Origin of the sequence: Neoluteolibacter marinus (assembly GCF_014904755.1) — a bacterium.
GTDB classification, from domain to species: domain Bacteria; phylum Verrucomicrobiota; class Verrucomicrobiia; order Verrucomicrobiales; family Akkermansiaceae; genus Haloferula; species Haloferula marina.
On the sequence record NZ_JACZFQ010000097.1, the window covers coordinates 89,679 to 111,264 of the forward strand.

The 21,586-nt window shown below is 64.5% G+C and carries 19 protein-coding genes; 10 read left to right on the forward strand and 9 right to left on the reverse strand.

What is annotated here, in order from left to right:
- The first annotated feature begins 9 nt into the window (after nt 1-9).
- Together IG178_RS18955 and IG178_RS18960 are read left to right on the forward strand one after the other, a co-directional pair.
- Nucleotides 10-1,326 carry a hypothetical protein gene (locus IG178_RS18955; protein ID WP_193214153.1) on the forward strand — a complete coding sequence of 439 codons (1,317 nt, stop codon included), beginning with the start codon at nt 10-12 and terminating at the stop codon, nt 1,324-1,326.
- A complete protein-coding gene (locus IG178_RS18960; RefSeq protein ID WP_193214154.1) occupies nt 1,323-2,729 on the forward strand; it encodes a hypothetical protein in 1,407 nt (468 codons plus the stop codon). The genes IG178_RS18955 and IG178_RS18960 overlap by 4 nt, the downstream gene beginning before the upstream one ends.
- A gap of 4 nt (nt 2,730-2,733) precedes the next feature.
- Here IG178_RS18960 and aat read toward each other — a convergent pair whose 3' ends face one another.
- The gene (aat, locus tag IG178_RS18965; RefSeq protein ID WP_343226019.1) at nt 2,734-3,354 is read right to left on the reverse strand and encodes a leucyl/phenylalanyl-tRNA--protein transferase; all 621 of its coding nucleotides are present in this window, start codon (nt 3,352-3,354) and stop codon (nt 2,734-2,736) included.
- 103 nt (nt 3,355-3,457) lie between these two features.
- Here aat and IG178_RS18970 point away from each other — a divergent pair, with 103 nt between their 5' ends.
- From IG178_RS18970 to plsX, 3 genes are all read left to right on the forward strand, one after another.
- Entirely contained in the window at nt 3,458-3,961 is a 504-nt protein-coding gene (locus tag IG178_RS18970) for a YceD family protein (RefSeq protein WP_193214156.1), read from the forward strand.
- A gap of 12 nt (nt 3,962-3,973) precedes the next feature.
- Nucleotides 3,974-4,156, forward strand: coding sequence for a 50S ribosomal protein L32 (rpmF, locus tag IG178_RS18975; protein WP_193214157.1), 183 nt, complete (start codon nt 3,974-3,976; stop codon nt 4,154-4,156).
- An 87-nt stretch (nt 4,157-4,243) separates the two neighbouring features.
- Complete coding sequence (plsX, locus tag IG178_RS18980; protein WP_193214158.1) at nt 4,244-5,269, forward strand: phosphate acyltransferase PlsX; 1,026 nt, start codon at nt 4,244-4,246, stop codon at nt 5,267-5,269.
- Between the two features lie 63 nt (nt 5,270-5,332).
- On the opposite strand, the gene IG178_RS18985 is transcribed toward plsX, so the two are convergent.
- The 5 genes from IG178_RS18985 to trpS all read right to left on the reverse strand — a co-directional run bounded on the left by IG178_RS18985 (nt 5,333) and on the right by trpS (nt 13,965).
- Complete coding sequence (locus tag IG178_RS18985; protein ID WP_226895590.1) at nt 5,333-9,250, reverse strand: DUF7133 domain-containing protein; 3,918 nt, start codon at nt 9,248-9,250, stop codon at nt 5,333-5,335.
- 529 nt (nt 9,251-9,779) lie between these two features.
- Nucleotides 9,780-10,088, reverse strand: coding sequence for a hypothetical protein (locus tag IG178_RS18990; protein WP_193214160.1), 309 nt, complete (start codon nt 10,086-10,088; stop codon nt 9,780-9,782).
- Nucleotides 10,089-10,156: 68 nt separating this feature from the next.
- Complete coding sequence (rho, locus tag IG178_RS18995; RefSeq protein WP_193214161.1) at nt 10,157-11,929, reverse strand: transcription termination factor Rho; 1,773 nt, start codon at nt 11,927-11,929, stop codon at nt 10,157-10,159.
- A gap of 35 nt (nt 11,930-11,964) precedes the next feature.
- On the reverse strand, nt 11,965-12,717 hold the full coding sequence (locus IG178_RS19000) for a YebC/PmpR family DNA-binding transcriptional regulator (RefSeq protein ID WP_193214162.1): 753 nt from the start codon (nt 12,715-12,717) through the stop codon (nt 11,965-11,967).
- Nucleotides 12,718-12,996: 279 nt separating this feature from the next.
- The gene (trpS, locus tag IG178_RS19005) at nt 12,997-13,965 is read right to left on the reverse strand and encodes a tryptophan--tRNA ligase (RefSeq protein ID WP_193214163.1); all 969 of its coding nucleotides are present in this window, start codon (nt 13,963-13,965) and stop codon (nt 12,997-12,999) included.
- Nucleotides 13,966-14,054: 89 nt separating this feature from the next.
- On the opposite strand from trpS, the gene IG178_RS19010 reads away from it, so the two are divergent.
- The 3 genes from IG178_RS19010 (at nt 14,055) to IG178_RS19020 (ending at nt 16,717) form a co-directional block, all read left to right on the forward strand.
- Nucleotides 14,055-15,035 carry a thioredoxin domain-containing protein gene (locus IG178_RS19010; protein WP_193214164.1) on the forward strand — a complete coding sequence of 327 codons (981 nt, stop codon included), beginning with the start codon at nt 14,055-14,057 and terminating at the stop codon, nt 15,033-15,035.
- Nucleotides 15,032-15,736 (forward strand): SDR family oxidoreductase, encoded by a 705-nt coding sequence (locus IG178_RS19015; protein WP_193214165.1) that lies wholly within the window; start codon nt 15,032-15,034, stop codon nt 15,734-15,736. Before IG178_RS19010 ends, IG178_RS19015 begins: the two co-directional genes overlap by 4 nt.
- A 219-nt stretch (nt 15,737-15,955) precedes the next feature.
- Nucleotides 15,956-16,717, forward strand: coding sequence for a hypothetical protein (locus IG178_RS19020; protein ID WP_193214166.1), 762 nt, complete (start codon nt 15,956-15,958; stop codon nt 16,715-16,717).
- Between the two features lie 81 nt (nt 16,718-16,798).
- Here IG178_RS19020 and IG178_RS19025 read toward each other — a convergent pair whose 3' ends face one another.
- Together IG178_RS19025 and IG178_RS19030 are read right to left on the reverse strand one after the other, a co-directional pair.
- Nucleotides 16,799-17,227, reverse strand: a complete 429-nt coding sequence (locus IG178_RS19025; protein ID WP_193214167.1) for a DoxX family protein — start codon at nt 17,225-17,227, stop codon at nt 16,799-16,801.
- Complete coding sequence (locus IG178_RS19030) at nt 17,224-17,847, reverse strand: flavodoxin family protein (RefSeq protein ID WP_193214168.1); 624 nt, start codon at nt 17,845-17,847, stop codon at nt 17,224-17,226. Before IG178_RS19030 ends, IG178_RS19025 begins: the two co-directional genes overlap by 4 nt.
- 125 nt (nt 17,848-17,972) lie before the next feature.
- Here IG178_RS19030 and pdxR point away from each other — a divergent pair, with 125 nt between their 5' ends.
- Entirely contained in the window at nt 17,973-19,451 is a 1,479-nt protein-coding gene (gene pdxR / locus IG178_RS19035) for a MocR-like pyridoxine biosynthesis transcription factor PdxR (RefSeq protein ID WP_193214169.1), read from the forward strand.
- Between the two features lie 121 nt (nt 19,452-19,572).
- Nucleotides 19,573-20,685 (forward strand): glycoside hydrolase family 76 protein, encoded by a 1,113-nt coding sequence (locus IG178_RS19040; protein ID WP_193214170.1) that lies wholly within the window; start codon nt 19,573-19,575, stop codon nt 20,683-20,685.
- On the opposite strand, the gene IG178_RS19045 is transcribed toward IG178_RS19040, so the two are convergent.
- Nucleotides 20,649-21,536 (reverse strand): YhjD/YihY/BrkB family envelope integrity protein, encoded by an 888-nt coding sequence (locus IG178_RS19045; RefSeq protein ID WP_193214171.1) that lies wholly within the window; start codon nt 21,534-21,536, stop codon nt 20,649-20,651. The two genes, IG178_RS19040 and IG178_RS19045, sit on opposite strands and share 37 nt — an antisense overlap.
- Between the last annotated feature and the right edge of the window lie 50 nt (nt 21,537-21,586).

Genomic DNA, 21,586 nt, shown 5'->3' on the forward strand with positions numbered 1-21,586 from the left:
TCCCTACCCGTGTTCCGACTCCTCACACTCTTCGCCTTGATGCTGCCCGTCGCCGCGGACGAGGTGATCCTCGCCGACGGCTCCAAGCTTTCCGGCACGATCTCCTCCCTCGCGAACGACGGCGAGCTGCGGCTCGACACCCCCTTGGCCTTCGAGCCCTTCCGCCTGCTGGCCAAGGACATCACCCGGGTGAACCTATCCCAACCCGAAGCGGTCCGCGGCGATCACGACGCGTTGATCGTCCTCGCCAACGACGACCGTTTCGCCTGCGAACTCAAGGGCATCGACGCCACGACCGTCACCGTCGACACGGGCTTTGCCGGAGAAATCGTCATCCCCCGCGAATCGGTGAGCACCATCCAGCTGGGCGTCCGTCCCCGGAAACTCATCTACCGCGGTCCGGAGAGCGATGCCGGATGGACGATCAAGAACGGCTGGAACTTCGACTCCAACCGCTTCGCCGCGTCGCGACCCGGAACGATTTCCCGCGAGTTCGATATCCCCGGTTCCTTTTCCCTGCGCTTCCGGATTGCCTGGCGGAACTCCCCGAACATCCAGATTTACTTCGCCTCCGACTCCTTTGAGACCACCGGCAAAAGCGATCGCTACTACCTCCAGTTCGGTGCCTCCGCGTTCGAACTGAAGCGCCAGCAAAGCAACGACGGCCATCCCTACCTGTCGATGAAGTCGATCTTGCGCGACCCCTCGGAGTTCACCAATTCCGCGGTCGACGTCGAGCTGCGGGTCGATCGCAAGCTGGGAATCGTCCATGTCTACCTCGACGGCGAATACGAGGGCAAATTCAAGGATCCCCTGGATGCCGCCCCCACCGGCCAGGGCATCATGTTCCGCAGCAACATCGGCGGCGAGGACGTGCAATACATCGACCGGATCGAGGTCCGGGAATGGAACGCCTCTTCCGACCGTCACCGCAACGAGGAACGCGGTGACGAGTCCCAGGACGTGATGATCACCCGCAGTTCCGACCGGGGCACTGGAAGCATTATCGGCCTGACCCCGGACAAGGACGGAGGCGGCATCTCCTTCAAGAGCCCCCATTACCCGGACCCGGTAAGTCATCCGGTTTCCGAGGTTTCGACACTCTTTTTCGCCAGACCCGAGAGCCGTCCTCCCGCCGCGTCACCGGTCATGCAGTTGGCCCTGCGGGAACGCGGGTCGCTGGGCATCACCAGCTGCGTCCTCGAGGGCAATCAGCTGAAGGCCGAGCATCCCCTGCTGGGGCCCCTGACCCTCAGCCGGGACGCCGTGGCAGGATTGGAACGCGTCGGGGACGAACCCGAAGAAACCGAATCGGACGAGCCATGAAGCCATTGTTCCCACGCCCCGTCCTGATGGCCGCCTGCCTCGCCACGGCAGCCGCCCAGGAAACGGAAATCCACTGCACCGACGGCAGCCGGATCCGAGGCTCGGTGCAGGCGATCGGTACCGACCGCGTGCTGTTCAATGCCGATTTCCTCGCCGCACCCGTCCCGCTGCGGCTGGACAAGGTCCTCGAGCTGAGCCTCCCGGTGCACCAGGACGAGGGCAAGGGCGACCACCTCGCCACCGTCACCCTCAGCAACGGTGACACCTTGCGCGGGGAGCTGACCGGCATCGACGACAAGACGATCACGCTCGACACTTGGTTCGGCGGAAAAATGGAGTTCCGCAGGTCGATGGTGGACACCCTGGAGATCCAGGACCGCCCCGAGATCTTCTACAGCGGGCCGACCGGAATGGACGGCTGGATCCAGAGCGACGCCGAGGCATGGATCTTCGAGCACGGCTCCCTGCGCACCGTCAGCTCGGGCAGCATCGGCCGCGAACTTGAACTGCCGGCCAGGACCCGCTTCGCCTTCGACCTCGCCTGGCGATCGAACCCGCGCTTCCACTTCCTTTTCTACAGCGACGACGCGACGACCGAGCACCCTGAGAATTGCTATGAGCTGATCTGCCAGGGGCGCTACATCCAGCTGCACAAGCGCTGGTCGAATGGCAACCAGTCGGGAAACACCTCGCTGGGCGGGTTTGCAAATGCATCCGAGCTCCTCAGCAAGGAGAAGTGCCGATTCGAGCTGCTGGTGGATCGAAAGACCGGGCTGATCCGCCTGCTCATCAACGGCAGCGTCAAATACGACTGGAACGACCCGGAGCCGGCGGCAGGAGACCACGGCGGGGCGATTCACTTCGATTCCCAGGACACGACTCCCCTGCGGGTCTCGCGCATCGAGGTCACCAGCTGGGACGGCATGATCGAAGGTTCGGCCCCGGACCGGGAGGAGGGCATGATCGAGGACGACGACGCGCCGCAGCCCGACAACACCCCGCCCGCGGATCCGACCCGGATCCGGCTTCGCAACAACGACATGGTCGCCGGCGAAATCGTCGGCATCGACGACAACCTGGTGAAGCTCAAGACACCCTTCGGCGAAGTGAGCCTGCCGGTGTCGCGGCTCAGGACCTTCACCCTCCACACCAAGGAAGAGCGGGAAAACTGGGAGCTCGGGCTTTATGAGATTCCCAAGCTCTACAATGGCGATGTCAGGGCATGGTTTCCCGACGGCACCAGCGTGACCTTCCGCCTGGAAAGCGTTGAAGACGGCAAGCTCAAGGGGACCGCACAACCATTCGGCAACGCGGAATTCGACATCCGCGCCTTCTGCCGGATCGAATTCAATCTCTACGATCCCGACTTCGACGAACTCCGGAGCGGGTTCGACCGCTGGTAGGTCCTCACACCCCGGGCGCGAGTGCGGGCGGATGGAACGTTCCGTCCTGCTTGCCCAGCGCCACCTTGAGACGCCGCTGGTAATCTTCGCGGGGGATCTCCTCGCCGCCGAAGCGCTGCAGGTGCTCGGTGAGCCACTGGGTGTCGAGGAGCAGGAAACCCTTCTCCCGCAGCCGCTCCACCAGTGCCACGAGCGCGACCTTCGAAGCGTCCGTCTTGCGGGAAAACATGCTCTCGCCGAAGAACGCCTTGCCCAAGGCGACCCCGTAGAGTCCGCCCTGCAATCCATCGGCATCGTGGCACTCCACCGAATGCGCGTAACCCAGGCGATGGAGCAGGCAGTAGCTTTCGAGGATGGTGGCATCGATCCAGGTCCGCTCGCGGTCCGCGCAACCCTGCATGGTCGCCCGGAAGTTGCTGTTCCACTTCACCTCGAAGGGCCGCCGCTTGAGTGATCGCTTCAGTCCGTGGGGAACGTGAAACTTTTCGTCCAGCGGGATGACGCCCCTCATCAGGGGCGAGAACCAGGTGAGCTCGCCTTGGTCCGCCATCGGGAAGACCCCCTGGGCGTAGGCACCGAGCAATACCTGCGGCGGAATGATCTGGGCTGGCGGAAATCCGGACACTTCTCGGAAGGCAATTTGCCCTGTGCGCAGGAAACTCTCAATCCGTTTTCGAGTTGCCGTCGGCCGTTTGCCGGTTGAAATCCCCTTCACCCGACACTTTCCCATGAATGCCCGACTCGTCATTGATCTGCCCACCCTTCCGGAAGAGGGCAAAACCTTCAGCGGAGAACTGCCGGCCGAGGTCTTCGACCTGTCCGATCCGGACGCCAAGCCGGCCGGCCCGCTGACCTACGAGCTTCTCGTCCAACGCTTTGAGTCCGAACTCCTGCTCTCCGGAACCCTCGCGGCGCCGTTCGAGCTGACCTGCGTCCGCACCCTCCATCCCTTCGTGAAAACCATCCGGGTTGATCCGGTGAACATCGCCATCGAGATCGATCAGGACGGCCCGCTGGACGTCACCGACGCCTTGCGGGAGGAGCTTCTGATCGAAATCCCCGCCTACCCGCACTGCGACGAGGCCGACGAACCGATGCACTGCGAAATCGATCCCCGCTATTTGGCAGTGGACAAACCCGCGGGCGATGAGCTAGACACCCGCCCCCGCGCGGAGGGAGACGACCGATGGTCGGCTCTCGATGCCTTGGATAACCTCGATCCCGAACGCTAAACTCTCAACGTCATGGCCGTACCTAAGCGCCGTCAGTCAAAAAGCCGGCAAAAGATGCGCCGCGGAGCCAACCGCTGGCGCGCCCCGATTTTCAAGTCCTGCTCCGAGTGCGGCAGCCGTGTGCCTTCGCACATCGCCTGCCCTTCCTGCGGCTACTACGCCGGTCGCAAGGTGCTCGAAGTGGATGCGCTCTAAGCGCACCACCCCGGTTTTCCAGATGTCGCCGTGCCGGAGCTTCCGGCGCGGTGATTTCTTGCGTCCACGCACCACGACCGTCCAGCAATGAAAGTAGCACTTGATGCCATGGGCGGCGACCATGCCCCCGCGGTGAACATTGGCGGCGCCAAGGAAGCCCTGGCGCTCTACCCTTCGATTGAGACCATTTTCCTGGTCGGCGACGAGGAAGCGATCCGCGCCGAGTGCCATTCCCAGGGTTTGTCCACCGAGGACCCGCGGGTGAGCATCGTTCACGCCCCCGAAGTCATCGGCATGGCCGAACCGGGAGCAAAGGCGATCCGCCGCAAGAAGAACTCGTCGAACAACGTCGCGATGGACCTGGTGAAGTCCGGCGACGCGGACGCCTTCGTGTCCGCCGGCAACACCGGAGCCGCCGTCGCGGCCGCCACGATCAAATTGCGCCTCATTCCCGGGGTCGAACGCGCCGGCATCGCGTCCGGCCTGCCGAACGAGTTCGGGATCTGCCACCTGCTCGACGCCGGCGCCAACCCCGAGGCCAAGCCGGAACACCTGCTCACCTACGCCATCATGGGCAGCGCCTTCGCGCGCCACGTGCTTGGCATCAAGCACCCCAAGGTCGGCATCATGTCGAACGGCGAGGAAGACGAGAAGGGCACCGCTTTCACCAAGGGCACCTTCGCCTTGATCAAGGAGTTCGCGGACACCGGCAACGCGCCCTTTGATTTCGTCGGCAATGTCGAGGGGCACGATCTCTTCGAAACCCAGCTCGACGTCGTGCTTTGCGACGGGTTTACCGGCAACGTCGTCCTCAAGTCCTGCGAAGCGACCGCCAAGGCCATGTTCAAGTGGCTGAAGTCCGAGTTGATGGCCAGCAAGGTCAGGATGCTCGGGGCCAAGATTTCAAAGGGGGCCTTTGTCGCCCTCAAGGAACGCGCCAGCGCCGAGTCCTATGGCGGCAGTCCCCTGCTCGGCGTCAACGGCGTGGTGATCATCGCCCACGGCGGATCCACCGCAGTGGCGGTCAGGAACGCCATCCGAGTGGCCATGGAAACGGTCACCCACCGGGTCAATCCTCACATCGAGGAGACGCTTAAGCAGGTGGGCCGCTGAGTTCGGCCCGCATGCCGACGGACCTCACAAGCCGCGGGACCTCCGCGGCTTGACCTCCTTGCCTCACGGGGTCACCAGCTCGGGCTCCGGGCGCTTCTTCGGCTCCGGATCCTTGCCCTTGCGGGTGGTCAGCCAGGCGACCAGATCGCGGATCTCGGCCGGGGAAAGGATCGCCCCCATCGGCGGCATGGCCGAAACCGGTGGTGTCATCGATCCGATGTCCGCCTTTCGGACGCGCAGGACCTTGCCGCTGGAATCGAGGTCGACGTGGTCGGCGGTGTCGGCGATGACGATCCCGGCGACGGTCTTGCCCCCCTTGAGGGTAACGCTTGAGATGCCGAAGCCCATGGCCACCTTGGCACCCGGATTGGTCAGCGACTCGAGCATGAACTTGCCGTCGCCGCGCTTTCCAACGCCTTCGAGGTTCGGGCCGGCATCGCCGCCACCGTGACCGCCGCCCGCCGCATGGCAGCGCATGCACTGGCCGGCCGGATGGGACTCGAACAGTTGCCCGCCCTTCACCGGATCGCCGCCTTCAAGCGAACCCAGGTAAGGAGCCAGCGGATCCTGCGAGGCGGCGATCGCCTTGCGGTAGTCTTCAAGCGCGGCTTTCACCGCGGGTTCCGGACGCTTGCCCGCGGCATCGAGCAGTTCGAGCGCCGACGGCGACACCCCGGCCTTCGACTTCAGTTTGGCCAAACCATCAGTGTAGAGCGACTCGACACCGGGCGCCTTGAGTTCCGCCGCGATCTTCCATGCCTCCTGCTGCCTATGGGCGCTGCCATGGGACGTCGCAGCCTTGAGGGCTTCCAGCGCCTTGCCGGGCTGGTCCACCGCCAAACGCTTGATCGCCCCGATCGCCAGGTCGTCATCCTTGCCCTTCGCGAGTTCGCCCAACAGTTGGTCGAGCCCCTGCGGTTTGCGATCGGCATAAAGGTCCAAGGCTTCCGAACGGGCGGCTCCCGGCAGCGCCGGACGCATGACGAGGGATTTGAGGGCATCGTCACCCACCGCGGAAAGGTCGATCTTGTAAGTGGGGATCAACGCGAGCGTGGGTTCCGCCAACTTTCCTTCGAGCTTCAGCAAGTCTCCCAAGGACTCCGCCAGGACACCCCTCACCATGGCGGGATCGCGCTCCGGCAAGGGCGCCCAGTGACCCAACGACTGGTCGACGGGGTCCGGCTTGCTCCAGATTCCCACCAAACGCAGCGCCTCGGCGCGGGCCGCCTCCGGTGCCTTGGGATCCAGGACCACCTTGAGCACCCGCTTCAGGTTCTTCTCGTCGCCAAGACGGAACGCGCTGTGCAGGAGCCGGCGCCAATCCATGGTCGTCAGCCCCGCGGGCAGTTCGTCGAGCAAGCCCGCCACGACCGGACGAGCCTCCTCGATGCCGGCATCATGGATTCCCCGCATCGCCTCGCGGGCGACCTTCGGATCCTCATCTTGAATGAAGCTGGCAATCAGCGGGCTCTTCAGGCGACGCAAGGCGATCACGCCGGTCAAGCGAACCGAGGGATCGGCGTGCTGGCTCAACGCGGCAATCTGCCGGGGATCGGACAGCAACGCCATCGCATAGGCGCCGGCATGCCGGATCACGGGATCCTCGTTCTTCTCGAGCATCTTCCAGACTTCCGAAACCGCACCGATTGCCTTGGTCTTGCCGGCGGTGATCGCGGCGAACGAGCGCACCCGCAGCGACTCATCGGCCAGAAGCTTGTTGAGCGGCAGGCTGTCGCCGCGGATGCCCGATTCCCCGAGCACCTTCACCGCCTGGGCACGGACTTCCGCGTCCTTGTCTGAAAGCAGAGGCAGCAGGAGATCGCGGGCCTTCCCGCGGATCTGCTCCCCGGGCATGCTGACGAATTCGTCCTCCATCCCCGGCAACACCGCGGATCCACGGCGGGCCATCACGCCCAGCCCCCAGATCCCGTGCAGGCGGGTGATCGTGTCCTTGCCCTCCTTCGCCGCCTTGCCAAGCGCTTCAAGCCCCCCCTCTTTCCGGGTCAGGGCCAGTTCGGCACGCACGCGGACCCGCATGTCGGGATGAGAGATCAGGCGCTCCAAGGCCGCCACCGGACGCTTCTCGAAACCCTCGGCGATCAGTTCCGCCGCTTCCTTCGCCTCGGAGGCGCGCCACATCTGGTCGGCCGTGATCGAATAAACCCGGCCATCCTCATGGGAGTTCCAGCCGCCGATGAAGTCGGTCACGAACAACTTGCCGTCCCAGGAGTACTCGACGTCGGTGACCGCCGCGCCCCAGTTCATCTGGCGCGAGTCGACCATCTTCATTCCGGCGCCTTCCGGCTCGACCTTGAACGACCAGATTCCCGAATTCGCCGCTCCCCCGCGATAGTCGCAGATCAGGAAGCGGCCTGCTTCGCTTTCCAGGAAGCCCGTGCCGGGATGGTAGGTCAGACCCGACGGACCGGAGGTCAGATTGGCCACCGGCGGAAGGATGTAGGACGGTTGGGCGTCGTTCAACGTCGCCCACATCCGCTCCTCCATCCAACGGTTCGGCGGATGCTCTTCCAGACCGATCTGGCGATGGTGGCTGTGCAGTGCCTGGTGTCCCATGTTCCAGCCCGAGTCCGCCCCCTCCATGACGTAGACGACCCGCGCCTGGTCGCCTTGGTCCGAGTTATTGTCGACCGAGATGGCATTGCCGTATTCATCGAAGGCGATCTCCTTCGGGTTGCGCAGGCCGGTGTGGATGACTTCGAAATTCGAGCCGTCGGGGTCGAAACGGAAAACGCAGCCCTGGTCCGGATACTCGTAGTGGACCCCTTCCTTGGTAGTGAGATTCATCCCCCGGTCGCCCAGGGTGCCGTAAATCCGCCCGTCGGGCCCGAGGGCGAAGCCGTTCAGGTCGTGCCCCGAAAACGAGACCCGAACGCCGAAGCCGTCGAACAAGGCCTTGCGCTCGTCGGGCTTGTCGATCTTGCCATCCCCGTCCTTGTCGCGCAGCGCCCAGATCTTGGGGATACAGGCCACGAACACGGTGCCCTCGTAGGCGAAGACACCCGCCGCGGGGCCATCCAGCGCGTCATTGAAACCTCTTGCGAAAATGTCGCTGTTCGCCGAGACGCCCTTGGCATCCGGGGCCGAAAGCACGCGGACCATGTCGTCCTTCTCGGTCAGGAACTTGAGCGACGACTTCTGCTCCTTGTCCTGCCATTTCTCATACATCTTCTGACGGTCGGCGGTCGAACGGGCGGCGATGTCATCGAGATACCAATAGAGGTGGTCCCGGTTGTCCGGCACCCCATGGCGGAAGCGATGGGTCTCGGCCACGTAGATTTCGCCCTTTTCTCCGAGCGCCAAGGCCGTCGGCGAGGTCACCCCCTGGCTCTTGTAGTCGCCCGTGATGCTGACCGTGGTTCCTTCGGGCACTGTCAGCCCGCCGATCACGTCGCTGGCCACCAGCCCAGCCAAGTGGGGTTTTCCGCCCTTGGTCGGAGGCGGGAACTTCTCGTTGGCGTAGCCTGACATCACGAAGTGATCGGCCGCGATCATGCCCCAGCCGCCACTTTCGTCATCAATCACGCGCAGTTGCGCCTTCTTGCCCTTGAACTCGGTGACATCCCAGGTCTCGCGGCGGCACTGCAGCGAGTTCTTGCCAGTGGCCTCCCGCACCACCTTGCCGTCGACCAGCAGCTGGACCGCGGTCTTCCCTGGGTGGTTGCCGCCGGCGAGGACGAAAAGAATGTAGTTCTCGGTTACCGGGAAGGGCGGCGAGGTGAGCGATCCTTTCGATGCGTCGCCACCGTGGGCGGAGCAAGCGAGCGATTCCTGGGAATACCCCGTGAGCTCCCCGTTCAGTCCGTCCATCTTGGCTCCGCTCGGTGCCAATCCGAAAGCCGTCCCTTCCACCTTCCAGTCACCGTACCCGTCCCCTTCGAACGCCTGCAAGGTCTTGCTCGCACCAGTGGCGGTGCCGGAAATCACCATCAGGCCGGAAGCACAAATCAAACGCATTCTCATTGCTGCGGAGGCTAGAGGAACGGGCCTGCTTGGCAATGATCCAGGGATGTCGGACAGGTTCGGGTGTGACATGCCCGCCGGGACGTCCGGCATAAGAACATTCTTTCATGGATGCCAGAACCGGACGGAAACCGACGAATCTTCCCCATTGTGAATAACATGGGAAAAGATCGCCCAAAACCCCGCCGTCGCGGCGGAATCCCGCAAATGGTGCCGCATGTTGCGACGACCCCGGGGCGAAAAGTGTCGATCCGTGACACGAGCCCGACCCCAACACTTGTTCACGCCCCGGAACAATCTTCAGCCGAGAATAGCACTCACAACTCACTCTCCATCAGCACCTTGAAATGTTACAAATCCGTTACGAACCGCTTTCTCACAGGTTATTCACAAGCATTTTCCTCGACAACCGGACGCTCGCCTTCGTGGTGCGCGAATCCTCCGAAAGAGACGCCGGAACCTCCCCGCCCTCACGGTCACGGAATCGGAGAGATTGTGAACAAGTGGGGACAAATACTCCCCTGCCCCGTCAAACCGAGCGGGTCGAGATGCTGGTCCCCGCTCCCCCGCCTCCAGTGAAAAGCCGCAGGATTCCACCGACAACCTTCGCCACCACGACAAGGATCGCCACGAGCACGCCGACCGTCATCAGCAAGGCGAAAGCCACGATCCCCAGAAGCACCCACAGCGGCCACCAGCGGCGGTCCAGCCTGAGCACCCGCCCCTGCATCGACTGCCAAGCGCTGTTGCCGGCCCGGGACTCCGGCTGCTCACGCCGCGGATCCGGCGGCGGGCTGCCGTCGATTTCCAGGACTTCTGCTTCGATGGTGTCAGGCACGGCGGCAAGTGTCGCCCAACTTCCCGGCCGGGCAATTCGAAGATCCGGCCGATCTTGGAATCATCGGCTCAGCCTTTGATCTCAAGCAGCATCTGCGGGTTATTAGGGAACTTCTTGAGGAAGAAGTTCAGCCGCTCCATCGCCTCCACCGGGCGATGCCCGGAAAGCCCGCGGCGGATCAAGTGGATCTTGTGCAGCATGTGCTCGGGCAGCAGCAGCTCCTCGCGGCGGGTCCCGGACTTGAAGATATCGACGGCCGGATAGATGTAGTTTTCCGCGATCTTGCGATCGAGCACGAGCTCCATGTTACCGGTGCCCTTGAACTCCTGGAAGATCGCGTCGTCGGCACGGCTGTTGGTCTGGATCAGCGCCGTTGCCAGGATCGTCAAGGAGCCCGCCTCGCGGGTGTTGCGGGCCGCCGCGAAGAGCCGTCTCGGCACTTCCAGCGCTCCGACCGTGATCCCGCCGCTACCGATCCCGCGACCGCGGTGGCCGCCGCCTCCACCGCCGCCGTTGTAGGCACGGGCGAGCCGGGTGATCGAATCCATCAGCAGGAAGACATGCTTGCCGCCTTCCACCAGGCGCTTGGCGCGCTCGATGCACAGCTCGGCGATCCGGCAGTGGCTGCGGTTCCCTTCGTCGTTGGAACTCGCGTAAATCTCGGCATCCGGCAGGCAACGCTTGAACTCGGTGACCTCCTCGGGCCGCTCATCGACCAACAGCACCATCAGATGCATGGTTTCCTCGTGCAGTTCCTGCACCGCCTCGGCGATGTGGAGCAACAAGGTCGTCTTGCCCGAACGCGGCGGCGAAACGATCAGTCCGCGCTGGCCGCGGCCCACCGGTGCCATCAAATCGAGCACCCGGGTGGTGAAGCGGTCCGCCGTTGTCTCCAGGCTGATCCGCTTGTTGGGATTGACCGCCTTGAGTTCCTCAAAGGTGGGAAGCTTCTTGGCATCGTCGGGCGACAAGTCGTTGATCGTCGTCAGCTCGACCAGTTGCTGGCCGCGCGAACCTTCCTGGGCCAAACCGTGGATCCACACGCCGGGCCGCAGGCCGAAACGCCGGACCATCTCGGGCGAGACGAACACGTCGTCGCGGGCTTGTTCGAAATTCTTCGCCGGAACGCGCAGGAAGCCGAAACCCTTCGGCGCGAGTTCGAGCATGCCGTTGACCTCGATCTTCGGACCGGTGAACGTCTGAGGCCTCTCGGCGGGCTCGTTGCCCCGATCGGCATTCTGGCGGTCGCCGCGGCGCTGGTCGTTCTGTTCGCCGCCGCCATTCCGCGCTTCGCGATCCCGCTCGCGGCGACGTTTGCGGCGACGCTTGCGACGTTCACGATTGGCGTCGGTCCGGTCACCACCACCGCCCTGCCGCGCTTGTTGCGGCTGGCGCTGGGAATCCCCGGACTCGCGCTCCTCGCGGGGCGCCACCGGCCCGCCACCCGGGACGCGACCGAATGCAACCGGCTTCTCCTCCGGCTCATTCGCCGCCGCGACAGGTGCAGATGCAGGAGCCGGCGCAGGTTCGGCAGCCGGTGGCCTGGCGGCTTCCACCACGGGTTCCGTGGTTTTTGCAGTGACGGCTTTCTTGCGTGCGGCCTTCTTGGCCTTCGGCGCGGGCTCGGCCGGCATGTCCAGGGGCAACACCGTTTGGGCGGCAGCAGGTTCTTTCTTCGCCGGGGCCACCTTGCGGGCAGCCTTCTTCGCGGTCGCTTTCTTGGCGGCTTTCTTAGCCGCCTTCTTCGCGGCCTTGCGGGCTACCGGCTTCGGAGCTTCGGCGGGCGGAGAAGTGTCAGCCGCGTCGTAACCGGCGGCGTCCTGGGGAGTGTTGTGGCTCATTCAGAAATTCGGGCAGACCGGTCGGTGCCGGCGGATCAGGCGTCGAGGACCGCGAACACTTCGTCGGCGACCTCGAGGTTGGTGAAAACATTCAGGGTATCGTCGTAGCCATCCAGCAAGTCGTAGAGTTTCATCGCCTGCCGGGCGATCTCCGGGTCGTCGACCACGGAAGGATTCTGGGGAATGGAAACGAGCTTTTCGGAAGCGATCGCGAATCCCGCGGCCCGGAGCTCGCCCGCCACCGCGGCCAGTTCGGTGGGGGAAGTCAGGACCACGTGCTCCTGCTCCTCGCGCTGGACATCATCGGCCCCCGCGAGGATGGCGGCGTCCATCATCACGTCATCGGCCACGCCGTCCGCGGCGATGCGAATCTCGCCCTTGCGGTCGAACTGGTAGGAAACACTGCCGGGGGTCGCGACGCTGCCGTGGTTCTTCGAGAAGATCTCACGGATGTCCGCGGCGGTCCGGTTCAGGTTGTCGGTCGCCGCCTCGATCAGGAAGGCAATCCCCGCCGGACCGTAGCCTTCGTAGGAAACCTCCTGGATGGCTTCCCCGCCCAGCTCGCCCAGACCCTTCTTGATGGCCCGGTCGATGTTGTCCTTCGGCATCGACACCGCCTTGGCGTTGTCGACCGCGACCCTCAGTCGGGCGTTGGTGGCGATGTCCCCGCCGCCGCCGCGGGCCGCGAGGGCGATTTCATGCGCACATTTGCTGAAGACGCGGCCCTTGATAACATCGACTCGCGCCTTGATGTGTTTGACCTTCGACCACTTGTTGTGACCAGCCATGAATCGCTTGGAAAAATCGGAACGGGTTGCGCAGGTGCGCGGAGGCACGACAACCCTCTGTTAGGAAGTCATCGGGGAATGGGTGGACGTCTTGCCCGGGGATGGGGAACCTTGGCCAACTGCGAATCCGGTCGCGGCGAAGTTTTCAAACCCGGAGGCGGCTGCAAAAGCTGCTGCCGCCAACGTCCAGAGGACGGAGGGAACATTGCCCCGCCCCGTGCATTTGGCAAAACAAAAATTTCACGGGACTTTGAGACTCCGCCGCGGGGCAAGAAGCCCCTAGGCGATGCCCACCGCCCGGCGCACCCGGTCAAGCACCGGCGCTGCAGCGGCACGCGCCCGTTCCGCCCCGCGGGCGAGGACTTCGTCGACATACGCAGGATCCGCGGTGATCTCCTGGCGTCTCGCCCGCAGCGGCTCGAAGCGTTCGAGGTACGCCTCTAGCAACCGCTTCTTGAACTCGCCGTAGCCGATGCCGCCGCGGTCGTAGTCCGCTTCCATCGCCGCGACCTCGGCATCGCTTGCCATCAAACGGTAAAGCGCGAGCAAGGTTGAATTCTCCTTCGGCTTGGGATCCTCGAGCGGCGTGGCGTCGGTCACCAGCTTCTTCATGATGATCTTCTTCACCTCCGAAGGCTCCGCGAACAAAGGCAGGGTGTTGCCGTAGCTCTTGCTCATCTTCTGGCCATCGACACCGGGCACCACCGCCGTCGACTCGCGGATGATCGGCTCAGGGACCACCAGCGTTCCCTCGCCGTAGGCCTCGTTGATCTTGCCGGCGAGGTCACGGGTGATCTCGAGGTGCTGCTTCTGGTCCTTGCCGACAGGCACGTGCGTCGCGTCGTAGAGCAGGATGTCCGCTGCCATCAGCACGGGATAGGCGAACAAGCCGTGATAAGGCGAGAAGCCGCGCGCGACCTTGTCCTTGTACGAGTGGGCCTTCTCCAGCTGGCTCACCGGACAGACGTTGGAAAGGATCCAGGCGAGCTCGTTGACCTCCGGGACCGCGCTCTGCAGGAAGAACACCGCCCGCTCCGGATCGATGCCGCAGGCCAGGAAATCGATTGCCAGCTCGCGGGTGTAGTTCCGCAGTTCGTCGGCATTCCGCACCGTGGTCATCGCGTGATAGTTGGCGATGAAATAGAAGGCCGGTCCTTCTTCCTGGAGACGGACGGCCGGCTCCATCGCGCCGAAGTAGTTGCCGACGTGGAGTTTACCGCTGGGTTGCAGACCGGTCAGGATGCGCATGGCCGGGAACATGGACAGGACGGCCCCGGCCGGTCAAGGGTACCTGTTCCAGCGGCTTGCGATCCGGCCGGATGCCGTTAGGGTCCGCCATGCCATTCGAATGCGAGGGAGGGCGCTGCAGGGTGCCGTCATGGATGCCGCGCCTGTTGTTCTTCGCCGGCCTCTATCATCTGCTGTTCGCGGCCGCGGCCCTCGCCTGGCCGCACTTCTGCTTCGACTGCGCGGGACTACCGCGCCCGGTCCACCCGATCCTGTGGCGGGTTGCCGGCCTCCTCTCCGCGGTGTTCGGCATCGGCTTCCTGATCGCGTCGCGCGACCCCATCCGCCACTGGCCGCTGGTCCTGTTGGGATTCGCCAAGGCCAGCCTGGTCATCATCCTGCTCCTGGTTTCGATTTTCGCCGAAGAACTGCCGGCCAAGTCGCTTTGGCTCGCCTTGTTCGACGACATCATCTGGTGGTTCCCCCTGGCCGCGATCCTCTGGGCCAGCCTGCAGGCCCATGTCGGGCGGCCGCCGACGCGCGATGCGCCCCTCACCGTTCCCGAAGCCTGCGAGGCGTACCGCCTGTCGTCCGGCGAGTCACTGGCAGAGGCTTCGGCCGGGCAGACTGTGGCGCTGGTATTCCTCCGCCACTTCGGCTGCACCTTCACCCGCCAGATCCTCCGCCACCTCGAGGAACTGAAGAGGGAATCCGACCGCCACAACGCCCGTCTGGTGCTGGTCCACATGATGCAGAAAGGCGACGCCGTCCGCTATCTGGGGGAACGCAGCGGGGTGGCCCGCATCGCCGATCCGATGTGCGAGCTTTACCGCGCCTTCGGCCTCGGCAAGGGCGGCTTTCTCGAGCTCTTCGGACCGAGGGTCTGGCTGCGCGGCGCCATCTCGGTTTTCAAGGGCTGCGGGGTCGGCCACCTTGCCGGGGACGGCCTCCAGATGCCGGGCGCGTTCCTGGTCCGCGACTCGGCGGTGGTCGCCCGCCAGCCCGCCCGGTCCGCGGCGGATCTCCCGGACCTGCCACGTCTGTTCGGAGGATTGCACGAGGCGACGTCGTCTGAAACGGTCCCGGCATGAGCCCGCTCGCAGGGAATGTCTTACTCGTCACCGGAGCGTCCAGCGGCATCGGGCGCGCCTTGGTGGAAATGCTCCGCGACCGCGGCGTCGGCGTCTACGGCGTCACCCGTAATCCATCGGCACTCCCCCATGGCATCACTCCCGTGGCCGCGGATCTCACCCGACGGGAAGACATCCAGCAACTTTTCCAACAGATCGGACCGATCGACGGCCTGGTGAACTGCGCGGGGATCGCCTACCTCTCCCGGATCATCGACGGCAACCCCGCCGACTGGGAGGAAATGTGGCGGGTCAACGTCATGGCCCTCACCCTCTGCTGCCAGCTCGCGATCCGGCACTTCCCCGAAAACGGCGGGCGCATCGTCAACGTGTCCTCGATGAGCGGCCACCGCGTGCCCCCGACCGGCGGTTTCTACGCCCCGACCAAGTTCGCGGTGCGCGCGATCACCGATGCCCTGCGCTGCGAAATCAAGGCCGCCGGCCTGCCCATCCAGGTTGCCTGCGTGTCGCCCGGCTTCGTCGACACGCCGCTGCTCGACCACTATTTCCGCGGCCGCGAGGAAGTGCTGCAGAAAACCCGGGAAAGCATGACCATGCTCACCCCCCGGGACGTCGCCACGGCGATCCTCGGCATCCTCGAAGCCCCGCCGCACGTGGAAATCGGCGACGTCCTGTTGCGCAGCGCCGACCAGCGGATGTGACCCCGGAACCTTCCAACACAGCCCACCGCGGCTCCTGCATGAGCCGGGTCGCTTGCGCCCGCGTTCTCGACACACGCCTGCCCCCTTCCACGGCAGCCGGATTTCCATCGGCTGAAAAAACTCCAGTCAGTGGCACTGCCGCCCGGTGAAGGCCGTCGAATGACGGCGGACAATTCGCCTTTCCCCCGCCCCGCTCCGCGGCCATCCTCGCGGCCACCGATGCCCGGAGAACCCGTCAACATCATCTGCATGAAGTGGGGCAAGCGCTACCCCGCCCACTACGTGAACATCCTGTTCCGCTCGATCGGCCGGAACCTGTCGCGGCCGTTCCGCTTCGTTTGCCTGACCGACGACGCCAGCGAGCTGCTGGATGGCATTGAGGTCCACCCCTTTCCGGAAAACCCCGGCATCACCCAGGCGAAGTGGCCCAACGTCTTCCTCAAGCTGGTGATGACCCGCGACGGCTTCCTGGGGCTCGAGGGCCCCACCCTGTTCCTCGACCTCGATCTGGTCATCCTCGACAACATCGACTGCTTCTTCGACTACCAGCCGGGCAAGAATTGCATCATCCACAACTGGTGGGAGCGCCGGAAACAAATCTTCCGCAAGCGCCCCGAGATCGGCAACTCCTCGATCTTCCGCTTCGAGGCCGGCAAGTCGCAGTACATCTACGACACCTTCATCCGCGAGATGGACCGCGCCCAGGACCGAGCCGTGTTCGCCACCGAACAGGCCTTCCTCACCTACGCGATGAAAGAGCGCTACTGGTGGCCGGAGGAATGGGTCCGCAGCTTCAAGTTCAACGTCCGCGCGCCCTTCCCGCTCAACCTTTTCGTCGCCCCCAAAAAGCCGGAAGGCGCGAAGTTCCTCGTGTTTCACGGCAAGCCCGATCCGCCGGAAGCCATCACCGGTTTCCCCGGCAAGCGCATCCACCACCGCGCCCTGCCGGCACCTTGGGTCGCGGACTACTGGAAGGAGTAGAAGCACCCGCCACGGCATGCGCAGCCTCCGGTCCGCCGATCAGTTCCAGCGGGCCGGCCATCGCGGATTGGAGTCATCGACTCAATCAGGGACGCTCTTCTCCACGACAACAAAAGCCAGCATGAAGGCGGCGGCCGATGAGGTCCAAACGGAGTAAGACAGGGCAAGCTCGGCCCCCTGCGCAATGGTCATGGCCAGGGCGAAGGATGCCAGCATCAAGCCGCTGCCGATGGCAAACCAGCGCAGACGCCAACCGAGCAGCAAGCCGGCGGCCAGCACCATCTCGCCAACAGTCGCCAGCCATCCCAGAACCGGTATCACCGCCGGCGGCAGGTAATAAAACAGCTGCCCGGTGTAATCGAGAAACGCGTCGAAGGATCCCCACGCGACGTTGCCGGACCCAGCGGGCCCCCAGAGGCCGAAACGATCGCCCACGGCCGAAAGAAACGACGCCGCCAGGGAGACGCGAAGTGCAACCACTACCAGGCGGAGCAGACGCCTGTCGTTCATGCCTCGACTGGAACTGGAGCTCCGGCATGAAGACGCCGTGCAAGCATGGCGACACGCCGGCCGAGCATTCTCCCGGTCGCCTTGTCCTCGGCCGGCGGCGCTTCATCCGGCGGCTCTAACAAAGCGTATCCGCCCGCTCCGAAGAAGTAGCCGAGGCGGTTGTGCCCCTCGCCCGTGACCGGGGACTCCGCCACCCCGACCCAGACCATCCCGTGCTGCATCGCGAAGGTCGCGCAAGTCAACAGCATGTTGAACTTGTCGCCGCCAGCCAGCCCGGAAAGCGTGAATGCCGCGCCAATCTTGTCCACCCAGCGGCGCTGCAGGTAGCGCTGGCTGGTCGAATCCATGAAGGATTTCATCTGGCTTGAAACACAGCCCATGTAGGTGGGAGAGCCGAGAATGATCGCGTCCGATGCATCGAGCCGGGCGAGCACGGCTTCGTTGAGCCATCGCCCTCCGATGAAGTCGCTCTCAAGAATGCGATGCTCTTCGACGGACACCCCGTCAACCGAAGCGGCCCCGGCAGCCACGGCGTGCGACATTTCGGCGGTATGACCGCTGCCAGAGTGATAGATGATGGAAACCAGCGGCCTGGCAGGTTCTGTTCGGAGTTCAGTCATGGTTCGATTCGTTTGGATGGCCCGCCGTGAAAGCGGTGTGGCAAGGGTCAATCCGGGAAACGATTGCATCCGGATTGGCCCACACGGAAGATCCATTATTCACATTCCGATTGGTCCAATTCCCCATGCCCAAGAATCCCACCTGGCCTGCACTGCCACTGCCCGAGCGTCCCGATGGCAGCCGGATTTCCACCTGGTTGCACCGCGAGATTCGCGCGGCCATCCTTGAAGGAAGGCTTGCCGCGGGCACCCGTCTGCCCCCGACCCGGAGTCTTGCAAGCCAGCTGGGCATCGCGCGGGGCACCGTTTCATCGGTCTATGAAGAACTGGCTGCCGAAGGCTACGTGGCAGCGCGAACCGGCGATGGCACCCGGGTCCTCGCGGCGGGAAGAACACAGCTCGTCGAACCCGTCACCTCACAGCACCTGGAGCAGGACACCCCGGTCCGCCTCGCCGACCGTGCCTCGGAATGGCAGCGGACACCCTTTCCCATCGATCAATCTCCCCCCCGGGCCTTCCGCGCGAACATCCCGTCTGCGATGGAGTTCCCGCTCGAGGTCTGGAGCCGGCTGAGCTCGCGCCGCATCCGGTTCGCGACCCGTGGATTGCTTCTGGAAAGTGACCCTCTCGGCTACCTGCCCCTGAGAGACGCGATCGCCGCCCATTTGTGTGAGACCCGGGGGCTGCGCTGCGGAGGCGATCAGGTCATGATCGTCTCCGGCACGCAAATGGCCCTCGACCTGACGGCCCGGCTTCTGATCGATCCGGGTGACAGCGCATGGGTGGAAGATCCGGGATATCCCGGCGCGTCCCGCTTGCTCACGGCGTATGGTGCACGGGTGATCCCCGTTCCGGTGGACGGCGACGGAATGAACGTCGGCGAGGCCGCGCGGCGGGCACCGGACGTCAGGCTCGCGGTCCTCACGCCCTCCCACCAATTCCCGCTCGGCGTCACGCTGTCCGTCGAGCGCCGCACCGATCTCTTGCGCAGGGCACGGATGAACGGGTTCTGGATTTTCGAGGATGACTACGACAGCGAGTTCCGCTTCACCGGACGCCCACTTGTTGGGATGCAGGGCATGCCCGGGGGCGAACGGGTGCTTTTCTCCGGGAGCTTCAGCAAGATGCTGTATCCCGGTATCCGGCTCGGCTTCCTCGTTCTCCCCCGACCATTGGTCGAGCCGTTCCGCGCCGCCCGCTCGTTGATCGACCGCTTTCCCGCCACCCTCGAGCAAGCGGTGCTCTGCGACTTCATCACCGAGGGCCATTTCGAGCGTCACCTGCGGAGGATGAGAATGACCTACATGGAACGCTACGCCACGCTGGTCGAAGTTTCACGAAAGGTTTGGGGAGAGCGTCTGGCAGTTGATTCCAATGACACCGGACTCCAGGCCGTGGCGTGGCTCGGCGAAGGTCGCTCCGCGGAAGCCCTGACCGGGACCGCCGGATATCTCGGCTACGAATTCGTTCCCCTCACCCGCTATACCCATCGGATTCGCCGCTGCCTCGGCCATTCGATCCGCGCCGGCGTGCAGGTAGGATTCGCCGCGCAGACGCCCGCGGAACTCACCGCCGCCATCCACGCCGTGGACAAGATCCTGTAGATCATTCGGCCCGTTCATACCGGAGGTCCGGCGAGCTGCCATCCGGGTAGAAATGGTGCGAATTTCATTTCATGACCCGATCTGGCGCAAGATCCGCATCGCGCTGCACGAAATGCATCCCATGCTCCGCGCCATTCTCGCCGTCACCCTGCTCGTACCACCCGGTTTCGCCGAGGAGGTGAAGCCCGTGCCCCCTTTCCGCACCTGGGGCAATGAAGCGATCCGTGTGCTCCACAAGGACCTGTGGATGCCAAAGGAAAAGCTCTACGCCGAGAAGGCGGTAGTCGCGACTGGCAAGCAGGACCATCCGTCGTTCATGTGGGGCGTCGGCGTCCAGCTCAGCGCCCTGGCCGCCGCCGCGGAGCTCGAACCGGACCGCTTCCTCAAGCCGATGAAGTCTTACGCCGACGAGATCCAGGCCTACTGGAACGATCACAACGGCATCGAGGGCTTCGACGTCCAGCCGGGTCCACGGGCATCCGACCGCTACTACGACGACAACGCCTGGCTCGTGCTCGCGCTGGCGGAGGTCCACGAACTGACCCGCGACAAGAAATACCTCGAGCGCGCCGAGGCGACCTTCCGCTTCGTCATGAGCGGCGAAGACGAGAAGCTGGACGGCGGACTCTACTGGCAGGAAAACGACCGCCGCTCCAAGAACACCTGTACCAACGCGCCGGCCATCGTCTCGGCCTTGCGGCTCCACCAGCTGACCGGGAAGAAAAGTCACCTCGAAACCGCCCGCAGGCTCCACGCCTGGGTGTGCAAAAACCTGCAGAACGACGAGGGCCTGTTCTGGGACAACATTAAGCTCGATGGCAGCATCGACCGCCGCACCTTTAGCTACAACTCGGCGCTGATGATCCGCGCGAACTGCCTCTTCCACGAGATCACCGGCGACGACTCCCACCTCAAGGAGGCCCGGCGAATCGCCCTCGCCTCGGAGAAGCGCTGGATCCGCGGCAACGGTGCGATCGCCGACAGCGGCCGCTTCGGGCACCTACTGTTAGAGTCCTTCGTCGAGCTTTACCGACGCGACAAGGATCCACATTGGAAGGATCTGGTCTCCCGCTGCTTGGTACATCTCCACGACCACATCCGCGACGAGAACGGGCGTTATCCCAATCATTGGGAACGCCGGCGGCCGGGGGCCCTGAAGGACGTCACTTTGCTCGACCAGGCCAGTCCGGCGCGCATCTACTGGCTCGCGGCCCGCGAGTTCGGTGCCGATTGATTCTTCCGTCCGCGGCCCAGCGCCGCCGCGATCTCGGCGCCGGCGAGGAAGGCCTGGATCGACACGAAGAGCCAGAACAGGAACAGCAGGAAGTTCAGCCCGCCGCCGACGAACGAGCGCCACAGGCTGTGTCGGACGTAGATGTCGAGTCCCCCTTTCAGCGATACCGCGACCAAGGCCGCAAAGGCCGCGCCGATCATCGCGTGGCGCCACCACGGGCGGCGGCGCGGCAGCACCTTCATGATCAGGCCGAAGGCAAAGGTCAGCAGCAGGTAGGTCGACAGCCAGCCCATCCGCTGCAGCAGGTTGAGGTCCTGCAGCCACGGCGCCTCCATCCGCGCCGCGACGTAGGCGGAGAAGCCGTCCAACAGGGTGCCCGCCGCCAGCAGGATCCCGAACACGAGGATCAACCCGGAGCACAATCCGCGCGCCGCGAGCCGACCCAACCAGCGCCGCGCGGGATCCGCCGGCGCCGCCTCGTTGACGACATTGAGCGTCTTGCGCAGCTTGGTCAGGACGTGGGAACCGGCGAAAAACAGCGTCACCATCGCAACCACGAAGGCCCAAGGGTTCGAACTCGGCGCGATCCGTGCCGCCTGGATGATCGACTCGATCGAGCCCGCAAGTTCCGCCCCCAGCAACGAGGTAAAGCGCGACTCGAGCTCGCCGTGCGCCGCCCGTTCGCCCAGCACCATCCCGGCCACCGTCACGCCGATCAGCAGCAGCGGCGGCAACGAGATCAAGGCGTAGAAAGCCAGCGCGGCGGCATTGTCCGTATGCCGGTGCTGCACCCACCGGCGGGTGAACTTCCGCACCACCAGGATCGCCCGCAGCCGTCGTCGCCGGTACACCCCGCGATCTAACACCCAAATCGGCCCGGGCAAAAGCCCCGAAAGCCTGC

What these genes read in the sequence shown, in the direction of transcription:
- IG178_RS18960 (WP_193214154.1), top strand. Translation starts at nt 1,323, where the DNA reads ATGAAGCCATTGTTCCCACGCCCCGTCCTGATGGCCGCCTGCCTCGCC.
- IG178_RS18970 (WP_193214156.1), top strand. Translation starts at nt 3,458, where the DNA reads ATGAATGCCCGACTCGTCATTGATCTGCCCACCCTTCCGGAAGAGGGC.
- rpmF (WP_193214157.1), top strand. Translation starts at nt 3,974, where the DNA reads ATGGCCGTACCTAAGCGCCGTCAGTCAAAAAGCCGGCAAAAGATGCGC.
- plsX (WP_193214158.1), top strand. Translation starts at nt 4,244, where the DNA reads ATGAAAGTAGCACTTGATGCCATGGGCGGCGACCATGCCCCCGCGGTG.
- IG178_RS18985 (WP_226895590.1), bottom strand. Translation starts at nt 9,250, where the DNA reads ATGAGAATGCGTTTGATTTGTGCTTCCGGCCTGATGGTGATTTCCGGC.
- rho (WP_193214161.1), bottom strand. Translation starts at nt 11,929, where the DNA reads ATGAGCCACAACACTCCCCAGGACGCCGCCGGTTACGACGCGGCTGAC.
- IG178_RS19000 (WP_193214162.1), bottom strand. Translation starts at nt 12,717, where the DNA reads ATGGCTGGTCACAACAAGTGGTCGAAGGTCAAACACATCAAGGCGCGA.
- trpS (WP_193214163.1), bottom strand. Translation starts at nt 13,965, where the DNA reads ATGCGCATCCTGACCGGTCTGCAACCCAGCGGTAAACTCCACGTCGGC.
- IG178_RS19010 (WP_193214164.1), top strand. Translation starts at nt 14,055, where the DNA reads ATGCCATTCGAATGCGAGGGAGGGCGCTGCAGGGTGCCGTCATGGATG.
- IG178_RS19015 (WP_193214165.1), top strand. Translation starts at nt 15,032, where the DNA reads ATGAGCCCGCTCGCAGGGAATGTCTTACTCGTCACCGGAGCGTCCAGC.
- IG178_RS19020 (WP_193214166.1), top strand. Translation starts at nt 15,956, where the DNA reads ATGCCCGGAGAACCCGTCAACATCATCTGCATGAAGTGGGGCAAGCGC.
- IG178_RS19025 (WP_193214167.1), bottom strand. Translation starts at nt 17,227, where the DNA reads ATGAACGACAGGCGTCTGCTCCGCCTGGTAGTGGTTGCACTTCGCGTC.
- IG178_RS19030 (WP_193214168.1), bottom strand. Translation starts at nt 17,847, where the DNA reads ATGACTGAACTCCGAACAGAACCTGCCAGGCCGCTGGTTTCCATCATC.
- pdxR (WP_193214169.1), top strand. Translation starts at nt 17,973, where the DNA reads ATGCCCAAGAATCCCACCTGGCCTGCACTGCCACTGCCCGAGCGTCCC.
- IG178_RS19040 (WP_193214170.1), top strand. Translation starts at nt 19,573, where the DNA reads ATGCTCCGCGCCATTCTCGCCGTCACCCTGCTCGTACCACCCGGTTTC.